Below are 12,098 nucleotides of genomic sequence, written 5' to 3' on the forward strand. Positions count from 1 at the left end.
AGTCGCGGGTCTGAATCCCCGACTGATTTATTCTGACTCCTGTTAGCGGTAGCGGGGCGTTTAGCCCATTCTGACTTCTGAATTCTTCTTCAATAGATGATTGGAGAGTTTAATAGCCTTACCTGTCAATCTTGGAGTTGGCAAAGTCCAAAAATATTTACTAGTATTGTAACAATTACTGTTAAAAAATCAAAGTAAAAATTATGAGTAGCCAATTAGAACAGTTTGCAAGTGATAATTCTTCTGGTATTTGTCCTGAAGCACTGGAATATATGATTAGGGCAAATCATGGTAGTGTTCCAGCTTATGGAAATGATGAATGGACTCAAAAAGCCACAGATTATTTTCGGGAACTATTTGAAATTGATTGTGAAGTATTTTTTACCTTTAACGGTACAGCAGCAAATTCTTTATCTTTAGCTGCTCTTTGTCAGTCATATCACAGCGTTATTTGTCATGAGACATCTCACATAGAAACAGATGAATGTGGCGCACCGGAATTTGCATCTAATGGTTCTAAACTGTTACTTGCTCAAGGTAAAAATGGCAAATTAACATCAGAGTCTATCGAGGCTATTGTCACTAAGCGGACTGATATTCATTATCCCAAGCCTAAAGTTATTAGTATTACACAATCAACTGAATTAGGAACTTTATATTCTATTGAAGAACTTTTAAGTATTAAAGAAATTGCGAAAAAGTATAACTTAAAGATTCACATGGATGGCGCTCGTTTTGCAAATGCAGTTGCCGCTATGAATCAAAGTCCTGCTGAAATTACCTGGAAAACTGGAATCGATGTATTGTGTTTTTGTGGTACAAAGAATGGCATGGCATTGGGTGAAGCCATTCTTTTCTTCAACAAAGCATTAGCAGAGGATTTTGACTATCGATGCAAGCAAGCAGGACAGCTAGCTTCAAAAATGCGGTTTATTTCCGCTCCCTGGTTGGGTTTATTGGAAACTGGTGCTTGGCTAAAAAATGCTAGACATGCTAATCAATGTGCTGAATACTTAGAAAATCAACTATTAAACATAGAAGGCGTTGACTTAATGTTTCCTAGAGAAGCCAACGCCGTATTTGTTAAATTACCTGAACAAATCATTCACAGCTTAAAAGCCAAGAACTGGCAATTTTATACATTTATTGGTGTAGGAGGAGTACGTTTCATGTGTTCTTGGAACACTACTCAATCAAGGATTGATGAATTGATTGGTGATATTAAAAACGCAACTCTTGACAAAAGATAAATATAAAAAATGGAAAATAATGAAATAAGTACGGCAATCCTAAAGCTGCCCTAAATTAAGTAAATACAATTAGTAATAACTTACAATATAAGTGCTTATTTGGCATTAAACTTCAACCGCACTTTTGGTTGCTGCCACAATCCCAAGCGCTTATTTTGAGCATTAGCTTCTGCAATTAAAAATTGGGTTTTGCTCTCGTAGCAATTTTGTAAAGATTCTCGGTCAACTACAGCATTACCTGACTCTACCAAAAGGAGATTTACTGACCGATTATTCACAAACACTTCACCAGCTGCATGACCGTTTTTGAGTTGTTCTGTGTTTCTAATTACGACAGGAGTTTGAGGTGGTAGTAGCTGTTTTAGTTTTTGTGTTGCTGCTAAACCAGATGGCTGACCATTTGCCTCTGGTGCATTAATACACGCTAGCTTTATTGTGGTTGTTTGTCCTGCATTATCTTTAACTAAAATTGTGTTCCCGTCTGCAATACCAACTACTGTAGCTAGCACCAAAATTAGTTCAAGTAACTCCATCATTTTGTCCGTAATATTTTATGCATAAATATAATTTTATTTCAGTGCTTAGATTGCTAGTGTGATTTAACTCACAAGTTGTAAGTAAAAATAATAGATATCGCCTGTAGTGGTAAAATGCATTTACATAAGGAAGTGCGATCGCATAACTGCCTAAGCTATAGCGATTCTCCTTTGGATTGAATGTATCATAACTAGACGTACATTTTTTTGTTAGCGATCGCCTACCTTTAGTCTAAGAGGATGTTTAAAAAGTTTTGAGCGAATATAATTCGCTACTACACAAGCTAAGTCCACCTGCATGGACTAGCAGAAAATCGAGTTTTATAACCCAATACAGTTCAGATAAGACCAAAACACTTGTAGAGACGGCGATTTATCGCGTCTCAAAAACCCACAATTTTGTACAATTAGCCCTTAAATGAACCGTATTGTTTTATAACCCGCGTAGGCGGGTTTTGTATGTGTAGCCGCGGCAAGTAATAATTTAGACTTTTCAAGCAACCTCTAAACTCCAGATTGACAAACTTTTTGCCCTTATGGATACAATAGCCCTGCTTTTTAAAGGGGTCGCCACAAGCAGAGAGTATCTTCTGGGGCAAAATATCACTTAGTGTTTATTTAAGTTTTTCGTGAGCAGCCAAAATGATTTTTTCGGTTTCTTCCCAGCCAATACATTTATCAGTTACAGAAATACCGTATTTTAATTCTTCCTTACCAGTAATTGGTTGACTACCTTCATATAAATGCGATTCCAGCATCATGCCAACTATTGATGTATTACCATCCACTATTTGCTGAATAATATTTTCTAAGACAGCACCTTGTAATTTGTAATCTTTATTGGTATTGCCGTGGCTACAGTCAATAACAATTCTCGGTGGTAAATTTGCCTGTTTTAATTTCTCTTCTACCACTTTTACATTTGCTGCATCAAAGTTGGCTTGACTACCACCCCTTAAAATTACGTGACCATAACCATTACCTTTAGTTTGAAATACGCTCACCTGTCCGTTTTGATTAATTCCGAGAAAATTATGCGGGTTTCCGGCTGATTGGAGAGCATTCAAAGCTACTTGAATATTGCCGTCAGTACCGTTTTTAAAACCCACAGGCATTGAAAGTCCACTTGCCATTTCGCGGTGAGTTTGTGATTCGGTGGTGCGTGCTCCAATGGCAGACCATGTAATCAGTTCACTAATGTATTGAGGGATTATCGGATCTAGTGCTTCTGTGCCAGCAGGTAATCCCAGTTCTGTAATTTTTAATAATAGCTCCCGTGCAATTAATAACCCATTCTCTACATGGAAAGAATCATCCATCTCTGGATCGTTAATTAACCCTTTCCAGCCTACGGTTGTTCTTGGTTTTTCAAAATAAACTCGCATAATTAGTAGCAGCTTATCCTGGACTCGCTCGGCCAATATTTTCAACCTCTTAGAATATTCGAGCGCTGCTTTTGGATCATGGATTGAGCATGGGCCAACTACTATAAATTTTCTGCGATCCTGAAAATCTAGGATATGTTCTATTTCTTGTCTATATGCTAAAACTCTTTGTTCTGTTAATTGTGTTAAAGGTAATTTTGATTTGACTTCATTAGGAGTTAATAAAATGCGATCGTTCTCAATGTTCGCGTTGTCGATATTACTATTAAATAATGTGTTGTGCATGGGATGATTTGGCAATTTTATATACGCACTTCAATTCAGAATTGTAACACAAACCCATGATCTTTTAAAATAGCCTGTTTTATGCTTGACAAATTTCTAATTAGACTGTAGACGATTAAGATAATAAATGAAAAAGGGGAAATATTTTCCCCCTTTTTATTTGCTATTGGACTACTGATTGAGTTGTAGTGTATATTTTTACTGCCATACAAATACTTTAGCTTCGTATGGCCCCAAGTCAGTTATGATGCCATCATCACCAGCTTCGACATCATAATTGCCTGTCCACTCGTGCCATGTACCAGCACTAGGAAAGTTAGGAACATGATAGCCAGCGAGGAAGTTTTCTGAGAAATTTGCTATTACGACTACACGAGAACCTTCATCATTCCAACGAGTATAAGCTAATACTTTTGCATCTGCATTTTCGTGGATAAAATCAATATTTTCTGTGTAAAGTGCATGATTACTTTTACGCAGGTTGGTTAGACCTTTGTATGATTCAAATAAACTACGATTGAGATCATTACCTAACAGTGTCCAATCAATTTTTGATGATTCAGGTTGTTTAGGTTTGTACTCGCCAAATTCTTCTCCCATCCAAATCAAAGGTACGCCAACAGCAGTCATGAGGATGGCTACTCCTAATTTAGCCCGCCTAAAGGCTTCTTCGTTAAAAATCTCACGGTTCCCCAGTTCTACCATAATGTGGTGGTGGTCATGGTTGGTGAGGTAATTTACTACATTGGTGGCACCCAAGAAGCCTTGGCGCTTGCAGTCAATAACATCTTTGAGACGCTCTAAATCAAATGTATCACCGCAGATATGTTCTAGAATGCAGTGATAAAAACTGTCATGCCAACAACCATCCATTGGTCCATCTACATTGGTAATGCTGGTAGTTTCAGGAATGTGTTCAGCAACATTATAAAAAGGTTTTGCACCAGCAGTTTTTTTGGCTTCTTGAACAATCCAGTGCATGAAGTCGTAGTTAGAAATTTGCCTCGCTGCATCATAGCGAATACCATCAAGATGATATTCCTCAATCCAGAAACGGATTGTATTACCAATAAATTCCCGCGCTGGATGAATCTCTAATTTTTCGTCATAATGTTCATAATTAAACTCAGGACCCCAGTTATTATCAGGATCACGAGGTTCATGATGATACCAATAATCGTGGTCAATTTGTGTTAAGGGAGCAGATGCTTCTGAGTGGTTATAAATACCATCAATAATTACACGAATGCCTCTTCCATGACACTCGTCAATCAATTTTTTCAACCCAGCAGTAGAACCATAACTTGATTCTGTTGCAAAGAAATGACGTGGATTATAACCCCAGCTATAATCACCAGGATATTCTTTAAGCGGCATCAACTCAATAGCGTTGATTCCCAGTTCACACAAATAATCTAACTTTTCAATCACATGTTTGTACTTACCTCGTGCATAAGGGTCATCCTCGCCACCAGAAAAGTCACCAACATGCAATTCATAAATTACCAATTCGTGGTCAGCAGGTAAAGGTTTATCATCATGTTGCCAAACGTATGTATCAGTAATCCTTTGCCCATCTTTGATGTGGATAACACCATCATCTTTTCCACTCAATTCATCTATATCTGTTGCATAAGGGTCTGTAACCTCAACCCATTGTTCTGGTTCAAAAAACCATGAATTTGATTGAACGCGAAATTTATATTTATAATCGCCATCTTCTAGTTCAACACTTGTACGAAAATAACCATCATCACCTTTTTCCATTGGAATGTCTTGCCAATCAGAAAAAGAACCAATTAATGCGGCTCCTTTGTTGTAAGGTGCAAATAAATTAAATTCAATTGGCTTTGCCATAGAAGTGTTTGTAATATCAAGGGTTGATAGGAGTATTCTCTGATGCTCAATTGAATTTGCAAATCGCTCTAGAGAAATAATTAGTTCAGCAGTGCTTCTATCTTCAGGAATAATTGATCAAAACTTTATAAATCTTAACTAGATATTTTTAATTTTTAGCTATATCACAGCACTTGTTAATTGACTAAAATACAGATTTACTGTACTGCAAATTTGGTCTATAAAACTAATTTTTTTAATCCCTATTACATATAACTGCAAAAATTAAATAACTAAATCAATACTTTTTTATTCAACTCTAATATGGTAAATATAAGACTCATATTTTATTTTTAAAATACACGTAGGAGAGCCAGTGCTTTGCAAAGCTTCCCGATGCTTTTTTACTAGCTAAAGCTATGCTATTCGTTGTGGCAACTGGCGTTGTTTTATGCCATCTGCTAACTCACTAAAATCTTCGGGTGGTGCATTACGAAAAACGTAACATACACCAAATATACTTAGAGTTTTTCACACAATCAAATCGGATTGATCTAGTCGGTAAAAATAGGATATTTTTTGCAAAATATCTGCTGATAAGATTACTCAATTTTGCCGTTAGTTTGTTGTAGATAACTTAACAACCAATTTGCCGCTGTTGCCCTGCGGGTTTGCCGAGGCCCAAATTCACCAATCTTATATCCTTTGAAGCCCAGTTTTTCTTTTAACATTTGTTTATTTTCAGCAGGAATAGAACGAGTCAACTTAACTGTTGCGGGGCGAGATTCCATAAAATCTGGTGGTTGTGGGTAATCATTCTGCCATTCTGGTGCAACTTGGCTAGCGTCCCATTGTGCAGTTGAGGAGTCATAGCGATAGCCTAAATAATGCCATAGCAACTGATTAACTGTGGCATCATCAAATTTATCTTCAATAATTGCCCAAATTGTTTCTGTATTGAGTGGCGGCAGGTTATACATAAACAGTTCAAAATTACAAGTGGAAAAATTGACTATTAATTAAATTTACAACAATTAGTAGGTAGTAAAAAATACTTTATCACTACCTTGCTACAATCCCAAAGATAGGGATAATTTTATTTTTATAATGATCTTTATGATGGAATTAAAGGCAGCGGTCAGCGACCTGTAAAAGAACGTGGTATTCTCTGGAAACAGAAGTATAAAGAAGAATTACATTTCTATTCTCCTCCTTTGGCAAGCAGGAAATTAGCTAAATACTAAGTCTGCTTGAAGAGATAGGATTTATTAAAAGAGTAAAATTTTAGGAGTAAACCTCTGTCTTTACAAGTTATTACCGTTCCTAGAGCCACTTCTCAACCCCCCGCAGGTTTAATTGTTACTTTGCATGGTTGGGGAGCTAATGCTGAAGATGTAGCATCATTGTTACCCTTGCTCAACTTACCTGATTACCAGTTTGTATTACCCAATGCACCTTATCCTTATCCCTATTCCCCTGTAGGGAGGGCATGGTATGACCTGCGGGTGGAAAATATGTATGAAGGGTTGGTAGAAAGTCGGCAACTGCTAACAGATTTTTTGGAATCTTTAGAAAGTACCACTGGCGTACCTTTATCACGCACCATTTTATGTGGATTTTCTCAAGGTGGGGCAATGACTTTAGATGTCGGATCAAAATTACCCCTAGCAGGTTTAGCTGCTATGAGTGGGTATTTACATCCTGATGCCCTAACATCAGCCAAAAGTGGGATTCCACCGATTTTAATCAGCCACGGGAGATATGATGAAGTTGTACCCCTAAAAGCTGCTTTGAAGGCACGAGAAACTGTACAGTCTCTAGGAGTGGCGGTAGAATATCACGAATTTGACATGGGGCATGAAATAAATCCACAAACGTTAGAGGTGCTACGGAATTTCGTTGTAAATCTAATTGGCTAGTCAGAATTACGAATTTTTTATAAATTCTGGTATAAATGCTAAAAATTTCACGAAATGAATCACCTCTAATGAGTAATATATATAGGGTGGCTGCGTTCAGCGCAACTTAACCCATGCTGAAGGCGCGTGCTGCATAAGGGAGGGGCGAGCATTATGACAACTCTAAGCATTTCCAGGAAAGAAATTGCTGCCATGACTGCGGCAGAAGTAGAAGAACTGGCTACACGTCTGGAGCTAGACAATTATAGTAATGCTTTTGAGGGTTTAAATGATTGGCATCTATTGCGAGCGATCGCATTTCAGCGTCCAGAGTTAGTTGAACCCTATATCTACCTCTTAGACTTGGAAGCCTACGATGAAGCGTAGCAATTTTAGATTTTAGATTTTAGATTTTAGATTGAAGTCAACTGGCTACAATCAATGATTAGGGTTAATGTATCACTTGCTTAATCCAAAATTACCAATGCAATCTCCCTTAAATCCAAAATCCAAAATCCAAAATCCAAAATTTAACAGGGTTCTAATAGGTGTAGGTGGCGGTATCGCCGCCTACAAAATCTGTGAATTAGTTTCGACACTGTTTAAAACTGGGGTGGAGGTTCGAGTCATCCTCACCCGTTCGGCGCAAGAATTTATCACGCCTCTGACAATAGCCACTCTATCTCGTCATCCCGCCTACACCGATGATGATTTCTGGAAACCAATTCACTCTCGTCCGTTGCATATTGAGTTGGGTGAATGGGCAGATGTCATGGTAATTGCTCCTTTGACAGCTAATACATTAGCAAAGTTAGCCTACGGGATGGCGGATAATTTACTCACAAATACCGTGCTAGCTTCTACTTGTCCCGTGCTGTTAGCACCCGCAATGAATACGGATATGTGGGAACAGCTATCAGTGCAGCGAAATTGGCAACAGCTATTGATCGATAGTCGATATCATGGGATGAATACAGCATCAGGATTATTAGCGTGCGATCGCATCGGTGCTGGTAGATTAGCAGAACCTCCAGAAATATTCGCTCACATCCAATCGTTGTTACACACTCAAGGTAAACGAGATTTAGTCGGTAAACGAGTGTTAATTAGCGCCGGGGGAACGCGAGAGTATCTTGACCCAGTGCGGTTTATTGGCAATCCTTCCACAGGTAAAATGGGATTAGCTTTAGCGCAAGCAGCACTTCACCGAGGCGCAAACGTTACTTTGGTACATGGCCCAGCTAATTGGGATGTACCATTAGGAGTACAAGGGATTCCCGTTATTAGTGCCGAGCAAATGCAGCACGTGATGGTGGAATGTTTACCCAACGCTGATATCATTGTGATGTCAGCAGCCGTGGCAGATGTGAAGCCAAAAGATTATAGTACAGAAAAATTGCCCAAGCGATCGCTCCCCCAAGCTTTACCTTTGGAACCAGTACCCGATATAGTCGCCCAATTAGCAAAACTTAAACAGCCGCATCAGATGTTAATTGGTTTTGCTGCACAAACTGGCGATATTGTCAAGCCTGCGTTAGAAAAATTACAGAAGAAAAAATTAGATGCGATCGTTGCCAATCCCATCGATCAACCTGATAGTGGTTTTGGTAGCAATAATAATCAAGCGATATTTTTAGATAGCCAAGGAAATCAGGTAGAAATTGCACCTTGTTCTAAATTAGAAATGGCGCATCAATTATTTGATTTTCTTTCCTTTCCATAGTCTGAAACAGATGAGACAACTAGCAACCGAGTCACCATCCACTTGGCGTTTCATCCCGATGCTTCAGACATCAGGAGCAGTGCAAATGGCGATCGATGCTTGGTTGTTCAACCAATTTGAAAAGGGACAGCACCAACCTACCCTGCGTTTTTATACCTGGTATCCCCACGCCCTCTCTTTGGGACATCTGCAAAAACAATGGCCTTCCCAGTGGCATAATCTGATTTACCAGGGACAGGAACTCGATCTAGTTCGTCGGCCAACGGGAGGTAGAGCTGTTCTCCATCAAGGAGATTTAAGCTACGCCCTGATTACCTCAGCTAGTACTGGAAAAAGCTGGGGTACTTATGAAAAAATCTGTAACTTTTTGATCCAAGGCTGGCAAACCTTGGGTATTGAGTTAAATTATGGTTCTGCTGGACGAGGTTACATTCACAATCCCAGTTGCTTCAATACAGCAACCGCAGCTGACTTAGTTACTGCCGATGGAAGTAAATTCATTGGTAGTGCCCAACGCAAGGGAAGAAATACCATTCTTCAACACGGCTCAATGATTTTGTCTACAGACAAAGGTTTATTTCAGGAAATCTTTGAACAACCAGCACCGTGGAATACCTCACTTTGTAACACACAGGAACAGGATGATTGGATTGTCAAGATTGTGGATACACTGACAGAGACGGCAAAACAGTACTTTGGCATAGAACTAGTTACCCAACCATTCACTGATCTCGAATGGCAAGATATCCTCAAATTGCGATCGCTTTATGAGGTGCGATTGCCTACTCCAAAACTTTAGATTATGTAGTAAATACGTACAATGCCAAGTTTTTTGTAAATAAAATTACTGTATAGGGTAGTTTTGGAGTGCAAATAGAAACTTGACTTTTTTGTTTACATCATTTAGTGTAAACACCTTAAAATGTAATGTGTATTATACATAGCCATGTACTTTGAGGACGTGCGTGAGTGGCAGGGAACTGCGGAGGCTCTGACAAAGGAGCGACATCCCAACAGGAAGCACAACGGTTGCTACCGATGGATTATATGGCAAGACAGCAGGCAATTACAGACTTGCGGCAGCAGAGACAACAGCCCTTCGTAAATTTAGTAATTGAGGAGTTGGGGAAACTAGATCGGTGGCAAGTCGCAATTAGAGGATTAGAAGGGAGAATTCCGCCACAAGACCCACAGCAAGAACAGCAAACGGCAAAAGGGTGGGAACGAACAAAAGCAAGAATTAATAAACCCTTTGACAATACTAAAGAGCCGAGGAAGGAAGTTGCAGATGGGATAAAGCAACACGAGACTTATTCAGATCAAACCAAAATTTTGGGACAGGATTCCAGGGCAAACGCATCTAAATATTGACGAGCCTGAATCAGGATGAAATACACCAAGACTCAAACTAGATAAGGCTATTATCTATGTCATTTTGAAATCTCTCTTAGTTTTGATTAGTAAATAAGATGCGTTTTCCCTACAGGAGTACGGAGCCAAAAACTACCCTATTAGTTCCTACTTAATTACCTCTGGTTTACTCAAAGCTGGAGTGTTAAGAAAAAACCTATACTTAACCCCACCTGAGTATGAATTTAGTGATTTGGGTAAAGTTCCTGTTGGAGCGTTAGAGTTCAGGCAATTCAACGATGTACAGGAGCCGCTATTATTTAAAAAACTTCATTGTGAACTACTGAGATCGCCCCTTTGTTCCTCTAAGAAAATGGAACTGGGGGGCGTAGTTTAGCACCGCAGGAATCGCTTAATCTGCTGCATGAGAGATACCACTTTGATGTTTCTATTTTTATTGATAATTCGTGCTGGGTGACTAAATTACGAGTTATCAATAACAGATTATCTTCTTCTGGGTCTTTTATCTAATAAATTAACCGCAGCACCAGCAGCAGCACCATTGACACCATTTTTCCAGGTAGTTCTACAACCACCAGAAATTGCACCTGCCAATACACCAGCACCAGCACCTACACCGATATCTTGAACAGGTAAACGTCCGTTTCTTCTTCTGGCTCTGGTGCTTCTTGCACCATTGGCAGCATTAACAGCAGCACCAGCAGCAGCACCTTTAAAAGCATTGTCTAATACCGAACCACAATTTGTTACAACCCCACTTAATACACCTGCCCCGGCTCCAATGGCTGCATTATTAAGAACTCGGTCATCAGCAGAAGCAGGTTGAACCGGGATTAAGCCAGTACCAGCTAAAGTAGCAGCCATCAAGCCAGGTAGAAATGCGCGTTTTAAAATGTTTTGCATGGTAGTACCCTCTGAAAATCTTACGATTAGTGAACAACCAAATTTCAGTGCGCTCACTAATTCCTCGTATTTCTGATTTTAGACAATAGAAATATTATCTAAAATTTGGATATTTGGATAATTGCACACACTAAAACGTAATTTTAGCCCAAAGCTTGTTGTATTTACTGAGTGGACAATAATTAAACTGACACATTGACTAAAAAACAGTAAACCAAAAATTTTTCCTCAAAGAGCGATCGCTTCGCTCTTATGAGGCTAGTCCATCACCTCGTCAATCAATTCTCTCTTTCATTGCCGAAAGCCCTGCCGATGTGGGCAATTGGAGTCATGAGTGGGGTGTTGGTGGGAAATCTTGTGCGAAGATTAGATCAGGGAAGTGCGATCGCTCCAAGCGATCGTCTGCTGTTTCCTAGAGTCTTATAAACAACTGAAAAGAACTGAATCAATGTACTGATTTTCACTACGAGGAGCGATCGCTTCCCCGTTGCTTTCCTTTCCTTCTTGTATTTTATGAGGGCGGTTTTGGCTCAGTAATAGTCTTAACAGTATTTAACCGTATTTAGAGTTACAATGTGCCTTGTTCTTTCCCCTCTGCCCCTCCGCCCCTCTGCTCCATCAAAGCAGAGAAGCTTGTGAGAAATGCGGGTTAAGTGAAGCTACACTATGGGGAGAGGTAAATCCCTCTTTGAAATCAATGCAACTTTTTACAATTATCCATGAATCTGTAATAGCTGTGGGTAACTGTTTGTCAAATCCATATTTAAATTTATTTTCGATAACTAATAGCTCATAGAGCCTGAAAAGTCTTTTAAATCATACTCGTGATACAATCAAACTTAAAATCTATCTATAAAAACCAAAAGTGTTGAATGTTAAGAAAAATCCGATAAAAACAGCCCAAAATATGT

At 39.1% G+C, this 12,098-nt stretch carries 12 protein-coding genes; 7 read left to right on the forward strand and 5 right to left on the reverse strand.

All coding sequences use genetic code 11. From position 1 onward, the window contains the following. Nucleotides 1-203 precede the first annotated feature (203 nt). Entirely contained in the window at nucleotides 204-1,250 is a 1,047-nt protein-coding gene (locus ABF638_RS21110) for a low specificity L-threonine aldolase (protein ID WP_435024944.1), read from the forward strand. A gap of 95 nt (nucleotides 1,251-1,345) precedes the next feature. Here the strand turns inward: ABF638_RS21110 and ABF638_RS21115 are convergent, their stop codons facing one another. The 4 genes from ABF638_RS21115 to ABF638_RS21130 all read right to left on the reverse strand — a co-directional run bounded on the left by ABF638_RS21115 (nucleotide 1,346) and on the right by ABF638_RS21130 (nucleotide 6,272). Continuing rightward, nucleotides 1,346-1,786, reverse strand: coding sequence for a thermonuclease family protein (locus tag ABF638_RS21115; protein WP_435024945.1), 441 nt, complete (start codon nucleotides 1,784-1,786; stop codon nucleotides 1,346-1,348). 614 nt (nucleotides 1,787-2,400) lie between these two features. After that, a complete protein-coding gene (locus tag ABF638_RS21120; protein ID WP_435024946.1) occupies nucleotides 2,401-3,456 on the reverse strand; it encodes a 3-deoxy-7-phosphoheptulonate synthase in 1,056 nt (351 codons plus the stop codon). Nucleotides 3,457-3,654: 198 nt separating this feature from the next. Further along, complete coding sequence (locus tag ABF638_RS21125) at nucleotides 3,655-5,313, reverse strand: alpha-amylase family glycosyl hydrolase (RefSeq protein ID WP_435024947.1); 1,659 nt, start codon at nucleotides 5,311-5,313, stop codon at nucleotides 3,655-3,657. Nucleotides 5,314-5,894: 581 nt separating this feature from the next. Beyond that, nucleotides 5,895-6,272 (reverse strand): DUF1823 family protein, encoded by a 378-nt coding sequence (locus ABF638_RS21130; RefSeq protein ID WP_435024948.1) that lies wholly within the window; start codon nucleotides 6,270-6,272, stop codon nucleotides 5,895-5,897. A gap of 333 nt (nucleotides 6,273-6,605) precedes the next feature. Between ABF638_RS21130 and ABF638_RS21135 the strand changes: the two genes are divergently transcribed. The 5 genes from ABF638_RS21135 to ABF638_RS21155 all read left to right on the forward strand — a co-directional run bounded on the left by ABF638_RS21135 (nucleotide 6,606) and on the right by ABF638_RS21155 (nucleotide 10,284). Continuing rightward, entirely contained in the window at nucleotides 6,606-7,211 is a 606-nt protein-coding gene (locus ABF638_RS21135) for an alpha/beta hydrolase (protein ID WP_435024956.1), read from the forward strand. A gap of 153 nt (nucleotides 7,212-7,364) precedes the next feature. Further along, on the forward strand, nucleotides 7,365-7,577 hold the full coding sequence (isiD, locus tag ABF638_RS21140) for a protein IsiD (protein WP_435024949.1): 213 nt from the start codon (nucleotides 7,365-7,367) through the stop codon (nucleotides 7,575-7,577). A 97-nt stretch (nucleotides 7,578-7,674) separates the two neighbouring features. Next, nucleotides 7,675-8,913, forward strand: coding sequence for a bifunctional phosphopantothenoylcysteine decarboxylase/phosphopantothenate--cysteine ligase CoaBC (gene coaBC / locus ABF638_RS21145; RefSeq protein WP_435024950.1), 1,239 nt, complete (start codon nucleotides 7,675-7,677; stop codon nucleotides 8,911-8,913). A 10-nt stretch (nucleotides 8,914-8,923) separates the two neighbouring features. Beyond that, nucleotides 8,924-9,712, forward strand: coding sequence for a lipoate--protein ligase family protein (locus ABF638_RS21150; RefSeq protein ID WP_435024951.1), 789 nt, complete (start codon nucleotides 8,924-8,926; stop codon nucleotides 9,710-9,712). A 170-nt stretch (nucleotides 9,713-9,882) separates the two neighbouring features. Next, the gene (locus ABF638_RS21155) at nucleotides 9,883-10,284 is read left to right on the forward strand and encodes a hypothetical protein (RefSeq protein WP_435024952.1); all 402 of its coding nucleotides are present in this window, start codon (nucleotides 9,883-9,885) and stop codon (nucleotides 10,282-10,284) included. 483 nt (nucleotides 10,285-10,767) lie between these two features. On the opposite strand, the gene ABF638_RS21160 is transcribed toward ABF638_RS21155, so the two are convergent. Continuing rightward, complete coding sequence (locus tag ABF638_RS21160) at nucleotides 10,768-11,187, reverse strand: hypothetical protein (protein WP_435024953.1); 420 nt, start codon at nucleotides 11,185-11,187, stop codon at nucleotides 10,768-10,770. 252 nt (nucleotides 11,188-11,439) lie between these two features. Here ABF638_RS21160 and ABF638_RS21165 point away from each other — a divergent pair, with 252 nt between their 5' ends. Continuing rightward, nucleotides 11,440-11,613: a hypothetical protein gene (locus ABF638_RS21165; RefSeq protein ID WP_435024954.1), complete on the forward strand. Its 174-nt coding sequence runs from the start codon at nucleotides 11,440-11,442 to the stop codon at nucleotides 11,611-11,613. Nucleotides 11,614-12,098 lie beyond the last annotated feature (485 nt).

The organism is Nostoc sp. CALU 1950, assembly GCF_051172895.1.
In the GTDB taxonomy this organism is placed as follows: Bacteria; Cyanobacteriota; Cyanobacteriia; order Cyanobacteriales; family Nostocaceae; genus Nostoc; species Nostoc edaphicum_A.